The 17,626-nt window shown below is 71.2% G+C and carries 12 protein-coding genes and 1 riboswitch; of the genes, 8 read left to right on the top strand and 4 right to left on the bottom strand.

The window, feature by feature from the left end; genetic code table 11:
* Nucleotides 1-23: 23 nt before the first annotated feature.
* On the bottom strand, nucleotides 24-1,994 hold the full coding sequence (locus IDM40_RS15150; protein WP_193122654.1) for an alpha-1,4-glucan--maltose-1-phosphate maltosyltransferase: 1,971 nt from the start codon (nucleotides 1,992-1,994) through the stop codon (nucleotides 24-26).
* A gap of 648 nt (nucleotides 1,995-2,642) precedes the next feature.
* Between IDM40_RS15150 and IDM40_RS15145 the strand changes: the two genes are divergently transcribed.
* The 8 genes from IDM40_RS15145 to IDM40_RS15110 all read left to right on the top strand — a co-directional run bounded on the left by IDM40_RS15145 (nucleotide 2,643) and on the right by IDM40_RS15110 (nucleotide 13,923).
* Entirely contained in the window at nucleotides 2,643-4,778 is a 2,136-nt protein-coding gene (locus IDM40_RS15145) for a transglycosylase domain-containing protein (RefSeq protein WP_193122653.1), read from the top strand.
* A 315-nt stretch (nucleotides 4,779-5,093) separates the two neighbouring features.
* A riboswitch (TPP riboswitch) is annotated at nucleotides 5,094-5,202 on the top strand.
* A 71-nt stretch (nucleotides 5,203-5,273) separates the two neighbouring features.
* Nucleotides 5,274-5,882 (top strand): ECF transporter S component, encoded by a 609-nt coding sequence (locus IDM40_RS15140; protein ID WP_193122652.1) that lies wholly within the window; start codon nucleotides 5,274-5,276, stop codon nucleotides 5,880-5,882.
* Nucleotides 5,883-5,884: 2 nt separating this feature from the next.
* A complete protein-coding gene (locus tag IDM40_RS15135) occupies nucleotides 5,885-7,390 on the top strand; it encodes an ABC transporter ATP-binding protein (RefSeq protein WP_193122651.1) in 1,506 nt (501 codons plus the stop codon).
* On the top strand, nucleotides 7,387-8,160 hold the full coding sequence (locus IDM40_RS15130) for an energy-coupling factor transporter transmembrane component T (RefSeq protein WP_193122650.1): 774 nt from the start codon (nucleotides 7,387-7,389) through the stop codon (nucleotides 8,158-8,160). The genes IDM40_RS15135 and IDM40_RS15130 overlap by 4 nt, the downstream gene beginning before the upstream one ends.
* 57 nt (nucleotides 8,161-8,217) lie before the next feature.
* Entirely contained in the window at nucleotides 8,218-9,006 is a 789-nt protein-coding gene (locus IDM40_RS15125; RefSeq protein WP_193122649.1) for an enoyl-CoA hydratase/isomerase family protein, read from the top strand.
* 308 nt (nucleotides 9,007-9,314) lie between these two features.
* The gene (locus IDM40_RS15120) at nucleotides 9,315-11,729 is read left to right on the top strand and encodes a protein kinase domain-containing protein (RefSeq protein ID WP_235997610.1); all 2,415 of its coding nucleotides are present in this window, start codon (nucleotides 9,315-9,317) and stop codon (nucleotides 11,727-11,729) included.
* Nucleotides 11,730-12,162: 433 nt separating this feature from the next.
* The gene (locus tag IDM40_RS15115; protein WP_193122648.1) at nucleotides 12,163-12,942 is read left to right on the top strand and encodes an electron transfer flavoprotein subunit beta/FixA family protein; all 780 of its coding nucleotides are present in this window, start codon (nucleotides 12,163-12,165) and stop codon (nucleotides 12,940-12,942) included.
* Nucleotides 12,943-12,978: 36 nt separating this feature from the next.
* Nucleotides 12,979-13,923: an electron transfer flavoprotein subunit alpha/FixB family protein gene (locus IDM40_RS15110; RefSeq protein ID WP_193122647.1), complete on the top strand. Its 945-nt coding sequence runs from the start codon at nucleotides 12,979-12,981 to the stop codon at nucleotides 13,921-13,923.
* Between the two features lie 70 nt (nucleotides 13,924-13,993).
* Here IDM40_RS15110 and IDM40_RS15105 read toward each other — a convergent pair whose 3' ends face one another.
* From IDM40_RS15105 to IDM40_RS15095, 3 genes are all read right to left on the bottom strand, one after another.
* Nucleotides 13,994-15,835, bottom strand: coding sequence for a hypothetical protein (locus IDM40_RS15105; RefSeq protein ID WP_193122646.1), 1,842 nt, complete (start codon nucleotides 15,833-15,835; stop codon nucleotides 13,994-13,996).
* Nucleotides 15,836-15,904: 69 nt separating this feature from the next.
* On the bottom strand, nucleotides 15,905-16,375 hold the full coding sequence (locus IDM40_RS15100) for a Rossmann-fold NAD(P)-binding domain-containing protein (RefSeq protein WP_193122645.1): 471 nt from the start codon (nucleotides 16,373-16,375) through the stop codon (nucleotides 15,905-15,907).
* Nucleotides 16,376-16,462: 87 nt separating this feature from the next.
* The gene (locus IDM40_RS15095) at nucleotides 16,463-17,626 is read right to left on the bottom strand and encodes an RNA-guided endonuclease InsQ/TnpB family protein (RefSeq protein ID WP_193122644.1); all 1,164 of its coding nucleotides are present in this window, start codon (nucleotides 17,624-17,626) and stop codon (nucleotides 16,463-16,465) included.

The following is a 17,626-nucleotide window of genomic DNA, read 5'->3' as shown; positions in this document are numbered from 1 at the left end:
CGTTCGGCCCGCCCCGGGTGGCCTCATCTGCCGGTGGTGGTGAACACGTGAGCGGGCCCGGTCGCCGGGTCGAGCCGCACGTAGTTGTGCGCTCGCCATGTGAAGGCACGGCCGGTCAGCTCGTCGGTCACCTCGATCTCCTCCTCCCAGTCGCGGCCGATGGACGGCAGATCCAGCTGCACCGTCGCCTCGCGGGCGTGGTGCGGGTCGAGGTTGACGACGGCGATGACGACGTCGTCGGGGTCTTCCGGCCCGACACCGGGCCTGTGCTTGGAGAAACAGATGAGCTCGGGTCGGTCCACGTGGTGGAAACGCAGGTTGCGCAGCTCCCGGAGGGCCGGGTGCTCACGACGGAGCCGGTTGAGTGCGGTCAGGAGGGGCGCGATGGTCTCCCCGGAGGCCTCGGCGGCTGCCCAGTCCCGGGGCCGGTACTGGTACTTCTCCGAGTCGAGGTACTCCTCGCTGCCGGGGCGCACCGGGGTGTTCTCGCACAGCTCGAACCCCGAGTAGACGCCCCAGGTGGGCGAGGCCAGCGCGGCGATGACGGCCCGTGCCTCGAAGGCGGGCCGGCCCCCGTGCTGGAGATAGGAGTGGAGGATGTCGGGTGTGTTGGTGAACAGGTTGGGGCGCAGGTGGTGGGCGCTCTCCCGGCTGAGCTCGGTGAGGTAGTCGGTGAGCTCGTCCTTGCTGTTGCGCCAGGTGAAGTAGGTGTAGGACTGGTGGAACCCGACCTTGCCGAGCGTGCGCATCATCGCGGGCCGGGTGAAGGCCTCGGCCAGGAACAGCACGTCGGGGTCGGTGGCGGCCACGTCGGCGAGCAGGCGCTCCCAGAACACGACCGGCTTGGTGTGGGGGTTGTCGACGCGGAAGATGCGCACCCCGTGCGACATCCAGTGCCGCACCACACGCAGGATCTCCGCGTACAGGCCCTCGAAGTCCCGGTCGAAGCACAGCGGGTAGATGTCCTGGTACTTCTTGGGCGGGTTCTCGGCGTAGGCGATGGAACCGTCGGCGCGCTGGACGAACCACTCCGGGTGCTCGGCCACCCAGGGGTGATCGGGGGAGCACTGGAGGGCGAGGTCGAGGGCGATCTCGAGGCCGTGCTCACGGGCCTCGGCCACGAAGGCGTCGAAGTCGGCGATCGTGCCCAGGTCGGGGTGGACGGCGTCGTGGCCTCCCTCCTCGGACCCGATCGCCCACACCGAACCGGGGTCGCCCGGTCCCACGGTGAGGGTGTTGTTGGGGCCCTTGCGGTTGCTGACCCCGACGGGGTGGATCGGGGGTAGGTAGACCACGTCGAAGCCCATGTCGGCGACGGCGGGGAGGCGCTTGGCGGCCGTGGCGAAGGTGCCCGAGCGTTCCTGGCCGGGCACGGTGTCGACCTGGGCGCCCTCGGAACGGGGGAAGAACTCGTACCAGGAACCGAAGAGGGCACGCTCGCGGTGCACAGCCACGCGCACCTTGCGCGAGCGGGTCACGAGCTCGCGCACGGGTGAGCGTTCCATGGCCGCGACGACGTGCTGGTCGAGGCCGGCGGCGAGGCGTTCGGCCGGGGTGAGGGAGGTGTCGCGCAGCGCCTTCGCCGCGCGGTTCAGGGCGGGGTCGCGGGGAACACGGCGTCCGGCGCGGGCGAGCAGGCGGGCCCCTTCTTCCAGGACGAGCTCGGTGTCCTGGCCGAGGGGGACCTTGATCTCCGCGGCGTGGCGCCAAGTGAGGAAGGGGTCGTGCCAGGACTCGACGGCGAAGGACCATTTCCCCTCGCTCGGGAGGCTGATCTCGGCCTCGAACCGGTCGGTCCCGGGATGGGTCTCGCGCATACGGACGAGGGAATGGCGTCGGCCCTCGGGGGAGTACAGGGCCACGCCCGCGGCGAGGGAGTCGTGCCCCTCGCGGATGACGGTGGCGCCCACGGTGAATCGTTCTCCGGGAACTGCTTTCACCGGGCCCAGGTCGTTGGTCGGGAACAGGTCGAGGATGGGCAGGCGTCCGATCACTGGCTACACCGTAATTGTCATGGTTCGGGCGTTTTCTTGATGCGCTTTGGGTTCCGGAAAGCGGAAAAGCTTCGGGTGAATGCGAAAGCGGAGCGGGGTGGCTGACGGGGCGCATCTGGGGCTGTCCGGATTGCGACTTCGGTGCCCGCCGCTGTCTATCGTCGGCCCTCCCGCGCCCTTTGGCGGAGCATCGGGGCCGGATAATTTCTGTGATCTTCATCACACTGGGAGGTCGCCTGTGAACCTGGTATTTGCACGGTTTCACCTGGGTAAACCTCGCAAACCGGGCATAAGTGTGCAGCAGATCCAGGTGTCTCCCCGGTGGTTTTCTGGTTGCCTGTGGAGGAAAGTCGGAAAGCTCCGTGTTCGTGTTGGCGGTCGCGTCCTGATGGGTAGGGCTGACCGAATGCTGCCTTGTGTTGTCGCCCCGAATTCCGGACATCCCTCGGTGTCGCAGTTGTTTCACCTGGAATCAATGTCCGAGTTCCTGATGATGTGCCCGTGGCCTTTGCTGCGGGTTGGGAAAGATTTTCACTGACGCGCCCGAAATGACCGTTCTGTTCTCGCGTTGCTCCTGGAACTCTGGTGTACGGCAGTGCCTGCCCTGTCGAACACACGGGGCGGGTCGCACACCTCGTAGGGGGCGACGTGAAGGAGTCGGACGACCAGCGCACGCTGCGCGAGAGAGTCGACACCGAGACGGGCAGGAAGACCCTGCGGCTGGCGGGGCTCGGAGCCCTGGCAGGGATCCTGAGCGCCGCACTGCTCATGCCGTGGGTGGGCGGTCTCGGGTTGGTCGGACGCGATGCCGCGGCCACCTTCATGGACATGCCGCACGACCTCGAGGTCCCCCGCCTCTCCGAGCGCATCGTGCTCACCGACACCAACGGCGAGCCCTTCGGCGAGGTCGCCGAACGCGAGCGCGAGAACGTCCCGCTCGACGAGATCAGCCCGTACGTGCCGGCCGCGCTCATGGCGATCGAGGACGACCGCTTCTACGAACACAGCGGTCTGGACCTGCGCGGCCTGCTCCGTGCAGCGGTCCGCACCGCGCAGGGTGACACCCAGGGCGGCTCGACCATCACGCAGCAGTACGTCAAGAACCTGCTGATGGAACAGGCCGAAACCGAGGAGGAGCTGGAACGCGCCAGCGCCCGCAACATCACCCGCAAGATCGTGGAGCTGCGCCAGGCCGTCGAGCTCGAGGACCGCCTGAGCAAGGACGAGATCCTGCAGGGATACCTCAACCTCGCCTACTTCGGCGCGGGTGCCCACGGCATCGAGGTCGCCGCCAAGCGCTACTTCTCCACCACCGCGGAGGAGCTCGACCCCGGGCAGGCCGCCACCATCGTGGGGATCGTGCGCAGCCCCACCTACTACGACCCTCTGGAGAACCCCGAGGCCGCAGAGGACCGGCGCGACGTCGTCCTGGACCGCATGGTCGAGACCGGGCACCTCGACGCCGAGGAAGCCGAGGAGTACCGCGGCGGCGACCTCGGCATCGACCACACCCCGCGTGCGGGCAGCTGCGCCGAGAGCGATCACCCGCACTACTGCCAGTACGTCATGGACTGGCTGGCCACCACCGACGTGCTCGGCAGCACCAGCCAGGAACGCAGCGAACTCATCGGGCAGGGCGGCCTCGTCGTGGAGACGGGGATGAGCCGCCGCACCCAGGACGCCGCGCAGCAGGCCGTCGACCGCCACGTCCCGCCCGACGACTCCACGAAGTTCGCCGCGCAGGCCGTCGTGCACCCCGGGACCGGACAGATCCGGGCCCTGGCTCAGAACCTGCGGTACGGGTTCGACGACGAGGAGGCAGGGACGACCTCGATCAACCTCGCCGTCGACCAGGACCAGGGCGGATCCGGCGGGTTCCAGGCCGGGTCGACGTTCAAGTCCTACACACTCGCCGCGGCGCTGGAGGACGGCCTCGGGTTCGGCACCAGCTTCGACTCGCCCAAGAGCGTCTCGGTGGGCGGCCTGTCCAACTGCGAAGGGGGCCGGATGTCGTCCTGGAGCGTGAGCAACGCCGGGGAGAGCGACGAGGGCGACCACAACATGATCAGCGCGACCAAGGGTTCGGTGAACACCTACTTCGCGCAGCTGCAGCGCCGGGTCGGGCTCTGTGAGACCTCCGAGATGGCCGAGAAGCTCGGGGTGCACCGCGCCGACGGCCAGGACATGGGGGTGTGGAGCTCCTTCACGCTCGGCGACCAGGAGGTGTCCCCGATGACCGTGGCCAACTCCTACGCCGTCTTCGCCTCCCGCGGGACCCTGTGCGAGCCCACCCCGGTCCGCGAGATCACCGTGGGCGACCCCGACAACGGGGGTGAGCGCATCGAGGTCGACAGCCAGTGCGAGCAGAACGCGATCAGCAGCGACGTCGCCGACGGGGTCAACCACCTGCTGCAGCAGACCTTCAACGGCGGGACCGCCAACGGTCTGGACATCGGGGCCAACGCGGCCGGCAAGACCGGGACGACCGACAACGCCGCCTACGCCTGGTTTGCCGGGTACACGCGGCACATGTCGTCGGCGGTGGTCGTGGGCGACGTGCGCGGCGGCGAGCAGTACCCGCTGCAGGGCGTGAACATCGGGGGCCGCACCTTCGGGGTGGTCTACGGCGGTGACATCCCGGGGCCGATCTGGCAGGAGACCATGCGCGAGGCGTCGGAGGTGACCCCCGACGACGGGTTCCCCGGTCCGCCGAGCAAGTTCGGCAACCCGACCTCGGAGCCGTCGAACTCCTCCGACGACAGCGACGACGGCGACGACGACTGACCCGACCCGTGACGGAAGGGGCGCCCCGGAGCAGGGGCGCCCCTTCCGCCGTGTGCGCCCGGCACACGCGTTGGTCGGGGTGTCCGATTCGCCGTACCGGGACCCGCTCCGCGGGTCCGTGTCCGGCACGCTGCCGGCGCGTGGCCTTCGGTCTGCCGGACCATGCCCGGCGGCTCGGTCGCCGGGCGCGTGATGTCGTGTGCGGCGAGGGGACCCCTCCCGGCCGGGCGCACCGCCTCGCGGTGCGAGGGCGGAGCCCGAGTGGACACCGTGGGGTGAGGGCTCGCCGGGGCGCGGGGAGTGGCGCATAATGGGAGGAACCGACAGGGGAGCGCGCGAGCGCTGAGAGTGCGGCCGAGCGGCCGCAGACCCTTACACACCTGATCCGGGTCATGCCGGCGAAGGAAGTCGTGGGACCCGTTCCCGCACGTTCCGGGAACGCTCTCGGCCGTGGTTTCACGGCCGCCCCTCGTCGACACCGACGAGAGGAACCGCATGGACACCGACAGCCGTACCGGGCAGCGCCCCGGCCTCCTCGCCCTGGCCCGGTCCTGGCGCACCGTCGACATCGTCGTGGCCGCCGTCATCGGCGTCGCCATGGGCGTGGTCTTCTGGCTCTGGGGCCTGGTCTGGTCGGCCACCGCACCGCTCTTCGCCGTCTTCCCGCCGGCCCAGGCCGTGGTCTACGGCGTCTGGCTGCTCGCGGGCGTGCTGGGCGGCCTGATCATCCGCAAACCCGGCGCCGCGGTCCTGACCTCCCTCGCGGCCGCCGCCGTCTCCATGGTGCTCGGCACCCAGTGGGGCGTCATGGTGCTGGTCCAGGGCCTGGTGCAGGGCCTGCTGCCCGAGCTGGTCTTCCTGGCGACCCGGTACCGCCGCTGGACGATGGGCATCGCCGTGCTCGCCGGCGCCGCGGCCGGTCTGTCCCCCGCGGTGCAGGACGCGGTGATGTACCACGTGGCCTGGCCGATGAGCCACCACCTGGTCTACGGGGGGCTCGTGGTGCTCAGCTCAGCGGTCCTGGCCGGCGTGGGCGCGCGCGTGCTGACCACAGCGCTGGCCCGTTCCGGCGCGCTCACCCCCTTCGCGTCGGCGAGGGACTGACCGTGGCCGACGTGCGCCTGTCCGGCTGGGGATGGCGCCACGCAGGGCGCAGCGCGCACGCCCTGCGCGGTCTGGACCTGGACATCCGTTCGGGGGAGCGGGTCCTGCTGCTCGGGGCGTCCGGCGCGGGCAAGTCCACCCTGCTGCACTCCCTGGCCGGGCTCACCGGACCGGACGGGGCCATCAGCGGGGAACAGGAGGGCACCCTGCTCGTCGACGGCCGTCCCGCCGACCGCGGCCGCGGGCTCGTGGGGCTGGTCAGCCAGGACCCCGAGTCCCAGCTGGTCATGGCGCGCGCAGGCGACGACGTGGCCTTCGGGCTGGAGAACCTCGGCGTCGAGCCCGCCCGCATCTGGCCGCGCGTGGCCCACGCCCTCGACGCGGTCGGGTTCCCCTACGGCCCCCGGCACTCCACCGGTGCGCTCTCCGGCGGGGAGAAACAGCGCCTCGTCGTGGCCGGGGCGCTGGCGATGCGGCCCCGGCTCCTGCTCCTGGACGAACCGACGGCCAACCTCGACCCGGACGGCGCCGCCCTCGTGCGCGGGGTCCTGCGGAACCTGCTCGCCGAGACCGAGGCGACCCTGGTCCTGGTCGAGCACCGTGTCGCCGAGGTCGTCGACCTGGTCGACCGGGTGGTCGTGCTCGAACCCGGGGGAGGGGTCACCGCCGACGGACCGCCCGGTGAGGTCTTCGCCCGGCACGGCTCCGAACTGGCCGAACGCGGGGTCTGGGTGCCCGGGCACGAACCCGCGCCGCACGTCGACCCGGCACCGGGCGGCGCCCCGGTCCTGGCGGCGGAGGGCCTGAGCGCGCGCACGCCCGTGCAGCTCGGCGCCCGCGGCGGCCGGCGCAGGACCGTGCTCGAGGGTGTGCACGCCGAGGTCCGCGCGGGCACCGCCACCGCCCTGGTCGGCGCCAACGGGTCGGGCAAGTCCACCCTGCTGACCCTGCTCGCCGGGCTCGACCGCCCCCACCGCGGCGCCGTCGTCCCGCGCGGGGCCCTGGCCGAGGCGGACCGCCGTCCCCTGGCCCGGTGGCCCGCACAGCGTCTGGCCCGCCACGTGGGCACCGTGTTCCAGCACGCCGAGGACCAGTTCGTCACCGCCAGTGTGCGTGAGGAACTCCGGTTCGGACCGCTGCGCGCAGGCCTGCCCGCCGCCGAGGCGGAGGCCCGGGTCGACGAGCTCCTGCAACGCCTGCGCCTGGACACCCTCGCCGACGTGCACCCCTACACCCTCTCCGGAGGGGAGAAGCGGCGGCTGTCGGTCGCCACCGCGCTGGGTTCCGGGCCGTCCCGTGCCCCCGCCGTGCTGGCCCTGGACGAACCCACCTTCGGCCAGGACACCCGCACCTGGAGCGAACTGGTCGACCTGCTCGCCGCCCTGCGCTCCGGAGGCAGCGCGGTGGTCATGGCCACCCACGACCTGCTCCTGCAACGCCACCTCACCGACACCCGGATCCGGGTCGGCGGGGGCGGCGTGCGCGTGGACGAGGGGAGGACCGCGTGAACGCCCACCGCGGCGACACCCTCACCCTGGACGTGCCCGAGGACGCCGGGGCCCGCCACCTGCTGACACGCTTCAACCCCGCCGCCAAGCTCCTGGCCGCACTGGTGCTCGCCCTCGGGCTGGTCCCGGCCGCCGACCCCGTCACCGGCGCGGTCGTGCTCGCCGTGGTGCTGGCCGTGGTCCCGGTCAGCGGCGTGGACCGGCACACCCTGCTCGTGCTCGGGGTGCCGTTCCTGCTCATGGGCGGATCGACCCTGGTGGTCAACCTCCTCTACGGCGACCAGGGGGCCGACGGCGCCCTCGGCGCGGCGGTACGTGTGCTCGCCATCGCCCTGCCCGGGCTGCTCGCCGCCGTGAGCAGCGACCCCACCGACCTGGCCGACGGGCTCGTGCAGCGCCTCAGGATGCCCGAACGCCCCGCCATGGGGATCCTCGCGGCCCTGCGCCTGGTGCCGCTGCTGGCCGACCAGTGGCGGACCATCACCCTCGCCCGCCGGGCCCGCGGCATCTCCGCCGGGGGCAACCCGATCCGGGCCGTGGCGCTGTTCTTCGGCCGCCTGTTCTCGCTGCTCGTGCGCTCCATCCGTACCGGAACGCTGCTGGCCACCGCCATGGACGCGCGCGCCTTCGGCACCGGCCCGCGCACCCGCGCCCGCGTCAGCCGGTGGGGTCGCGGGGACACCCTGCTCGTGGCCGCCGCCCCCGCCCTGCTCGCCGCGGCCTACGCCATCTCCCACAGCGCGGGCACCCTGGTCCTGCTCTGGACCTGACCCGGGTGATAGGTAGACCGGGAAACGAAACGATCGAGTGAAGCAGGTGGAGGACCAGTGGCCGAGTTCGTGCGTGTGGAGACCGACCCCGATCACACCGGTGTGGCCGTGATCCGGCTGGACCGCCCCAAGGTCAACGCGCTCAACGCCGTGCTGACCGCGGAGATCGCCGAGGCGGCCCGCCGGGTGGCGGCCGACGACGCGGTGCGGGCCGTGGTCGTGTACGGGGGCGAGCGCGTCTTCGTCGCGGGCGCCGACATCAAGGAGATGGTCGACAACAGCGCTGTGCAGATGCGCGAGTACTCCCGCGACCTGCAGGAGGCCCTCAACGCCGTGGAGCGCATCCCCAAGCCCGTCGTGGCCGCGGTGACCGGCTTCGCGCTCGGCGGCGGCCTGGAGCTGGCGCTGGCCGCCGACTTCCGGGTCGTGGGGACCAAGGCCAAGCTGGGTGTGCCCGAGATCCAGCTCGGAGTCATCCCCGGCGCCGGCGGCACCCAGCGCCTGCCGCGCCTCATCGGCCCGGCCCGCGCCAAGGACCTGATCTTCACCGGACGCCACGTGCGCGCCGACGAGGCCCGCGAGATCGGGCTGGTCGACGAGGTCGTGGCCGACGAGGAGGTCTACGCCGCCGCCGTCGCCAAGGTCGCCCCGCTCGCGCAGGGGCCGGCCGTGGCCCTGGCCGCCGCGAAGGAGTCCGTCGACCGGGGACTGGAGACCGACCTGGCCACGGGGCTCGAGGTCGAGAGGGTGCAGTTCGCCTCTCTCTTCGCCACCGAGGACCAGAAGACCGGGATGCGCAGTTTTGTCGAACAGGGCCCCGGAAAGGCGCAGTTCGAGGGCCGCTGACCCGAAGGTGCACGTAAGAGGGGGTGCCGTTGGCCGCAAGCGGACAACGGCACCCCCTCCTCCGCCTCCGGTCTCTTCGCGGGGCCGCCCGCGCGGTACCGTCGGGGGGAACCGCCACGCCGTTTTTTCCGTCATACTCGTGGTGGTCAGCCCACGCGGACGGGCCGCCCGGACCCCCGAACCCCCGGCGGCGCACACAACGAGTCATGCGGGCACAAGACGGGCCACACGAAGCCAATGTTGGACCCATCCCCCGGCCGATAAGCTGGACGTGGTGGTATGCGGTCTTTTGAGGGGATGAGTTCTCGATGTCAATGTCGGCAGGTTTCCCCACGGGCGAGGAGCTGCCGGAGCGCATCGGCCACTACACCATCCGCCGCCGCATCGGGGCGGGCGGTATGGGTGTGGTGTACCAGGCCGAGGATCCCCGGACCAACCAGTTCGTGGCCGTGAAGGTCCTCAAGCCCGAGGTGGCCGGCGACCAGATCGCGCGCGCCAGACTCGCGCGCGAGGTCGAGACGATGCGCCGCGTGCACAGCCCGAACGTGGCCGAGGTGATCGACGCGGACACCCAGGCCGAGCTCCCCTGGGTGGTCACCGAGTACATCCCCGGTCCGACCCTGGACTCGACGGTGACGGACCACGGTCCGCTGCGCGGACGTGCGCTGACCCGCTTCGTGACCGGCATGGCCCGGGCGATCAAGGACATCCACGCCGTCGACGTGATCCACCGCGACCTCAAGCCGGGCAACGTCATCATCTCCAACGGCGAGCCGATCGTCATCGACTTCGGTATCGCCCACGCGGTCGACGGCGCCAAGCTGACGCAGACCGGGACGTTCGTGGGCACGCCCAGTTACCTGTCGCCGGAGGTCATCGAGGGCACCGACCTGGGCTCGGCCACCGACGTTCACGCCTGGGGCGGCACCGTGGCCTTCGCCTCGACCGGGCGCCCGCCCTACGGCGCGGGTTCGTTCGAGGTCATCTTCTTCCGCATCCTCAACGGCGAGATCGATATGGACGGCATGCACGAGGCGCTGCGTCCGATCGTGACCCGTGCCGTGTCCCGGGAGATGCGCAACCGGCCGACCGCGGCCCAGCTGGTCGAGGAGACGAGCCGGCTCAACCTCGACCTGCCCTGGACCGAGGACCCGGGCCGCCCCACCGGCGTGACCGGAAACCACACGGTGCAGGGACAGCAGCAGGAACCGCCGGCCTCCGGTGGCGGTGGTGGCGGTGCTGCCGCGGCAGCCGCGGGCGGTGCGGTCGCCGGGGGCGCGGCCGGGGCCTACCTGGCCAACCAGCTCGGCGGGAGCCAGGGCTGGGGCCCGCCGCACACCAGCAGCGGCGCCAACCCGACCCACAGCGCCTGGGCGTCGCCGTCCGCCCCGCAGTCCTCGCACGCCGCCTCCGCCGGATGGGGCAGCGGCGCGCAGCAGTCGCATCGGCCCGCCACGGGCGGTTGGGGTGTGCCCCAGGAGCCCCCGGGCGAGGCGCACCAGACCGCCTCGGGCGGGCTGAACGGCGACGACGAGTCCACCGACGACCTCAACAAGGCCGCTCAGGGCGGGTGGAACGCCGGGGGCTGGGGCTCGGACCCGGAATCCACGGACGACCTGCACGAGGCCGCCTCGGGCGGATGGGGTTCCGACCCGGAGTCCACCGACGACCTGCGCGGCGGCCAGGGCACCGAGCGCATCTCGCCGCAGGGCGCCCAGCAGGAGGACCCGCAGGGCACGATGCGCATCGACCCGTCGCAGGCCCCGCAGGAGAGCGGCCCGCAGGGCACCATGCGCGTGGACCCGGGCCAGATCCCGGACACGGGCGGCGACCCGCAGGGCACGATGGTCGACCCGCAGCAGGGGCAGCCCCAGGCACCGCCGCAGGCGCCGGGCAACGACGTCCCCCAGACGCAGTTCTTCAACTCGACGCTGCGCCCGGAGGAGTTCCGCGACATCCTCACCCCGGTGGGGCAGGAGCGCCCGCACCAGACGCAGGAGTTCGACGAGGAGGACTTCCAGGAGGGCAACAGCGGACTGCTGGGGCGCTTCCGCAAGGGCAGCAACGACCGGTTCGGCGACTACTTCCGCGGTGATGGCACCGAGGCCGACGAGTACGACGAGTACTACGACGACGAGGACGACGACGAGTACGAGGCCTGGCGGATGCACCCGCTGGTGCTCGTGCCGGTCATGTTCATGCTCGCGGGTGTGGCCCTGTGGTTCCCGTGGTTCGGTCTGCTGCTGGGTGTGCTGGTCATCGCCGGCCTGTCCGCGCTGGACACGGTCAAGGCCGAGCACGCGCGGCGCCTGCAGCGGCGGGGGCCGAGCAACTCCGACACGATGATGGTGGTGCTGAGCTTCCCGTGGGCGCTCGGCCGGATGCTGGTGCGCACGATCGGGTTCGGCGCGGTCTACCTGATCGGCGGGATCCTCGTCGGCATGGTCTACTCGGTCTTCGTCGACACCGGCGGTGAGGGCGCGAACTACACCGGCGGTTTCGCGATCTTCGTCATGGTGCTGCTCGGTTACATCATGCCGAGCGGCCGCGAGGCCCGGCACCAGGCCGTGTGGCTGGTGGAGCGGGTGCGGTTCCACAGCATCTACCTGTACATCGGGGTGGTCGTGGGCATCTGCCTGCTCACGATGCTGATCCTGTCGATGGGCCTGGGTTCGGCGCCCGACTGGGTGCCCTTCGGCGGCCCGTCCGACTGGTTCTCCTGACCCGGACGAGGGTGTGCGGCCCGGTCGGACCACGTGTCCGGCCGGGCCTTCGTCGTGCACGGGGGCGATCGGCGGGATCGCGGCAGGTCGATGCACCGATGCGGCCGGAACGAGAGCCCCTAGTGTGGACGCAGCGGGGCCGGGTGGATCCCGGTTCCAGGGGGCTGGACGTCCGGGCGGCGCCGGCACTCTGGCATCCTGTGGAGCCACCCTGGTTAGGGTTTCCTAAGTACGAGCGGGGGCCATGGCTTGGCCTCCTGGCTACTAGCCAGTAACATCTGGGTAGAGCACACCGCGGGACCGGCATTGACGTGAATACCGGACCCGCCGTCGGATGGCCGAACGGCATTCGGCATTGTTGGCATACGGGGCGCGCCAGCGCCCGTCCGCCGGACGGCGGATCATGGGAGTGCAGGGAGGTCGGCCACCGGCCATGAATATTGTCGTATTGGTCAAGCAGGTCCCGGACACGGCGACCGAGCGGAAGCTGAACGCCGAGGACAACACGCTCGACCGCGCAGCGTCCGACGGTGTCATCAACGAGCTGGACGAGTACGCCGTCGAAGAGGCGCTCCTGCTCAAGGAGAAGCACGGCGGCGAGGTCACCGTGCTGACGATGGGCCCGGACAAGGCCAAGGAGTCCATCCGCAAGGCCCTCTCCATGGGCGCGGACAAGGCCGTCTGGCTCAAGGACGACGCGCTGCACGGCTCCGACGCCCTGCAGACCGCCTACGCCATCTCCAAGGCCCTGGGCAGCATCGAGTACGACGTCGTCGTCCTCGGCTCCGAGTCCACCGACGCCCGCACCGGCGTCGTCGGTGCCGCGCTCTCCGAGTACCTCGGCGTCCCCCAGCTCACGCTCGCGGGCAAGGTCGACATCGACGGCAGCGCCATCAAGGTGCAGCGTCAGACCGACTACGGCCACGACGTCGTCGAGGCGCAGCTGCCGGCCGTCGTCTCCGTCGTGGAGAAGATCAACGAGCCGCGCTACCCCTCCTTCAAGCTCATCATGCAGGCCAAGAAGAAGCCTGTGGACGAGAAGAGCGCCGCGGACGTCGGTATCGAGGCCGACAAGATCGGGCTGGCCAACGCCACCACCGAGACCGTGGACTTCGCCGCCGCGCCGCCGCGCGCCGCGGGCACGATCGTCAAGGACGAGGGCGACGGCGGCACCAAGGCCGCCGACTTCCTCGCCGAGAAGAAGTTCGTGTAGGTCAGGCGAGAGACGAAAGGTAAGGGTTCAAGGATTATGGCTGAGGTCCTCGTCCTCGTCGACCACGTCGACGGAGAGGTCAAGAAGGTCACCACGGAGCTGCTCACCGCGGCCCGCCGCATCGGCGAGCCCTCCGCGGTCTGGGTCGGCGACGGTGCAGAGAACGGCAAGGCCGCGCTGGCCGAGTTCGGTGCCGAGAAGGTCTACACGGCCCCGGCCGAGCTGAACGACTACGTCGTCGCCCCGACCGCCGAGCTGCTCGCCAAGCTCGCGCAGGACAAGGGTGCTGCCGCGGTCCTCGTCTCGGCGACCGCCGCGAACAAGGAGATCGCCGGCCGCACCGCCGTGAAGCTCGGCTCCGGTGTGCTGACCGACGTCGTCGACGTCACCGCCGAGGTCGTCACCGAGCACAGCATCTTCGGTGGCGCCACCGTCACGCACGGCCGCGTCAAGGCCGGTGTCCCGGTCGTCGCGGTCCGCCCGAACTCGGTCGTCCCGGAGGCCGCCTCCGGCGCCGCCGCCGAGGAGGCCGTCTCGGTCGACCTGTCCGACGCCGCCAAGGGCGCCAAGGTCGTCGAGCGCGTCGTCGAGGAGCAGGGCGAGCGCCCCGAGCTCACCGAGGCCGCGGTCGTCGTCTCCGGTGGCCGCGGTGTCGGCGAGGGCAAGTTCGGCGTCGTGGAGGAGCTGGCCGACACCCTCGGTGCCGCCGTCGGTGCCTCCCGCGCCGTCGTCGACTCGGGCTGGTACCCGAACCAGTTCCAGGTCGGCCAGACCGGTAAGACGGTCAGCCCGAACCTGTACATCGCCCTGGGCATCTCCGGTGCGATCCAGCACCGCGCGGGCATGCAGACGGCGAAGAACATCATCGCGGTCAACAAGGACCCCGAGGCCCCGATCTTCGAGCTCGCCGACTTCGGCGTCGTGGGTGACCTGCACACGGTCGCCCCGCAGCTCACCGAGGAGATCAACAAGCGCAAGTGATGCGCATGGCCCGATCCCTGCGACGGCGCCCGGTCGACACGTTCGGCCGGGCGCCGTCGTGTGTGCGGTGTCAGGGGAGCGCGTGGAAGACCACGGGCGAGGTGGGCGGGTGGCCGGTGGCGGTGCCGTTCCCGGCGAACATGAGCACCGTGATGTGGTCCTGGGCGGAGTCCGGGTGGCCCAGGGGACCGGTGACCGGCCCGTCGGCGCCGACGGTGTCCCCGGTGTCGGTGACCAGGTTCCCGTCGATCACGCGCTGCTCCCAGGAGCAGTGGGCGAACGCGTGCTGGTCCCCGCTCAACCACGTGACGGTGCCGTCGGTGGCGCGGACCCCGGCGACCCTCCGGTCGTTGTCCGGGGCGTCCAGGGCGAGGAAGTGCCCGTCGAAACCGAGGTGGCGCGGCTCCCCTTCCGGCTCGTCGCACGCCCCGAACCCGCTGCCGACCAGGGGTTCGCCCTCCTCCAAGGGGCCGGTGCCGAAGCTGTCCCACAGGTACTCGCCGCCGGGGCCGTAGGCGGCGACGCCATGGCGTTCGTGGCCGCGTTCGGGGCCGTCGTGGTCGTCGGACTCCGCGAACGAGGCCACGGTGACGTCGTCGACGTGGGTGACGTCCTGGACCGGACGGAGGTCGAAGCGGTCCGTGAGGTTGACCGCGGCGGTGACGGGTTCGGCGGTGGCGAGGTCGTAGGTGGTGAACCCCTGCACCGTGTGGACCGTGACCCGGCCGCCGGACATGTGCGCGCGGCTCCCCAGGTTGTCGTGGTCGGGCTGGTCGGTGTCGCCGTCGGCGGAGATGCGGGCGACCTCGGAGCCGTCGGCGGCCTCGTACAGGGACCAGGAGGAGTGCGGACCGTCCCTGCGTGCGGCGAAGCGCTCGGTCTCCTCGACGTCGGTGGTGAGCTCCCACAGGCCGGACGCGCACCATTGCATCCGGCCGGTCGCGGCGTCGTAGCCGACGGTGCGGGTCTCCGGCTCGCCCATCGCCGTCTCCCCGATCCCATGGAAGCCGGCGACCACGGTGCCGCCGACCTGGTGGACCCGGTCGGTGCGGACCTGGGCCCGGGACGTGTCGGAGGCGATCCGGTCGGCGTCGACGTGCCACAGGACCCGGCCGTCGTCGGCGGCGCGGACGGCGAGCCCCTCCTCGTCGGACGAGGACCGGATCATGGTGACGGTGCCGCCGTGGCCGCCGGTGAGGGTCTCCTGCCGGTCGGAACGCCAGAGCGCTTCGCCGAGCGCGGGGTGGTCCGGCGGTGGCGCGCCCTCCAGGACCTCGGCGTCGTCCCAGACCTGGCCGCCCCCGGGCGCGGAGGCCAGCCCTGAGCACTCCAGGGCGTGTGCGGGCCCGTCGCGGTACAGGGGACTGAGGAGTGCGAGGGCGAGCACGGCGGCGAGGGCGAGGACGCCGGCGGCTGGGGGGACGCGGGGTTCCAGGGGGTGGGCCGGTGGCGCTGTGAGCGCCGACCAGGTGCGCAGGCGCACGCCCAGGCCGAGCAGGACCGGCACGACCGCGGTGAGGGCGAGGCCGTGGGGATGGGCCTGGACGGCCCACAGGGCCGTGACGGTGGCGAGCAGGACGAGGTCCCAGGCCACGACGAGCGCTCCAGGTGCTGCCACGGGTCGTTTCGGCAGGTCGCCGGGGGCGAGGAGGGCGGCCGAGGCCAGGAGGAGGACGAGCGCCGCGGGGATCGTGACGGCCGGCGGGAGTAGACGCCAGAGGACCCACAGGACCCCGAGGGGCGCGGCGATGCGGAGGATCCACCAGGCTGCGATCCGTGCGCGGGAGGCGGTGGGCGTCGGGGCGGGTGCCGAGCCGGTCGTGGGTCCGGAGCCCGGGGCGGACGCCGGTCCGGGGGCGGAACCGGGACCTTCGTGGTCCGCGGGTTCCTCGGCGGGCTGGTCAGGTGGCAAGGGGCTTCCTGGGGGTGGGGGCGGTGCACGTTCCCGTGTGGGTCCCCCTCAGGTTAGGCACGGGCGGCGTCAGGTCCAGGCGCGGGTGTCGAAGACCCGGCGGTGGTCGCGGGCCCAGTCCGCCATTGGGGTGGCAGGCCGCCCGAGGAGCTTCGGCAGATCGGTGGTGACGACGTCGTTCCGGCCGAACCGGGTGAGCGTGTACACGCCGGCCATGAACGCCACGGTGTCCCAGGTGACCCCGCGGCGCAGCAGGCGGCCCGCGAACCGGAGCGCTCCGGGCCGGGCGTAGCGCACCGGGCGTTCCAGGGCGGCCGAGACGATCTGCGCGACCCCGTCCATGTCCAGCGTCTCGGAGCCGGTCAGCGTGTAGGTGCGCCCGGCGTGCGCGTCGGGTTCGGCCAGGATCAGCCGCACCGCCTCCGCCACGTCGCGGGCGTCGAGGAAGGTCGTGCGTCCGCGGCCGGCGGGCACGAACAGCTCCCCGTGCTCGACGATGTCCACACCGTGCGTGGAGATCGCGCGGTGCAAGTTCTGCATCAGTTGCCCGGAGGGAGATCCCCACGGACTTGCAGGTAGGCGCCCACTTGGTGAGTGGGTCTCTCCTCCCGCGTCCAGACCTTTCTGTCAGAGAGGGTCGGAGGCGACTGATTGGCGCCCCGCGTTCCACGCGACCTCGCCGGATCGGGCGAGGTTGCGGGAAGCATTCACATCGGCGTGCAGGACCACACCACATGAGCGGCACACGAACCGGCCACGGCCGCTTCGGTTGAGCCTTGATGTGTGGTCGCACTCCGAGCAGGTCTGGGAGGAATATGCCGGATCGACCATCTGGACCGGCACCCCTGACCTGCGTGCTTTGTAGGAGATGAAGTTCCGCAGCTGGGCGAAGCTCCAGGAATGCAAGGTCGAACGTTGTGCTCTGGCCAGCCGTACCCGTCCGCGGATGCCCCGAAGGTCCTCCAGGGCGATCCCGCGGTCGGTGCGTTCGGCACGCTCGACGATGCGTTTGGAGATCTGGTGGTTGATGTCCCGGGCTCGCCGCGCCTCTCGGCGACTTCGGCGCTTGAGCAGCCGTTTGGCGCTCTTGCTGTTCTTCTTCTGCAGCTTGGCCCGGAGGCGATTCTGGCGGCGCCGGTACCGGTTCAAGACGCGACCGGCGTATCGGTTTCCGTCGGAGGTGGTGGCGATCTCTACGATGCCCAGGTCCACTCCCACGAAGCCGTCCGGGACAGTGTTCAGAGGTTGTTCGGGCACCTCGCACGTGGCTGCGAGGAACCACATGCCGTTTCGACGGATCAGGTCGCTCTCACCTTGGCGGTGGTCGGCCAGGAGCTTGAGTTGTTCGGGTGAACCGGTCAGTGCCAGGTGCTTCATTCGGCCTTGCACGGTCCAGATGGAGACAGTGCGAGCGTCCATCTGCCAGGAGAGGCACCGATCGTCGAACGGTTGGGCTGCATCGGGCCGAAAGTCGATCGGGGTGGACTCGATACGTCGGCGCCGGGGCGCACCAGGACGGCCTAGCTTTCCTGCTTTCAGGTGGGCCTGCCGGGTGGTGTAAGCATCGGCGACCTTGCCGATGACTCGCGCCGCCGGCTGGGCTGATAGCCCGAACTCCGCCTTGATCCGCTGATAGACCGCGTGGTGCAAGGCGTACTTGTGCTGCAACCCCCTCGCCTGAACCACGCGGGAGGCCTCGTTAGCGGCTCGGTTGCAGGCGTGCAGGGTCGCCTCGAGCGCCCTCGCCTGTTCAGGCGTGGGCAGCAGTTTGACCTGCACCACCGTCTTCAT

Origin of the sequence: Nocardiopsis coralli (assembly GCF_014892575.1) — a bacterium.
Classification (GTDB): Bacteria; Actinomycetota; Actinomycetes; order Streptosporangiales; family Streptosporangiaceae; genus Nocardiopsis; species Nocardiopsis coralli.
The sequence above is the reverse complement of the archived record's forward strand: the minus strand, read 5'-3'. Positions and strand labels throughout refer to the sequence as shown.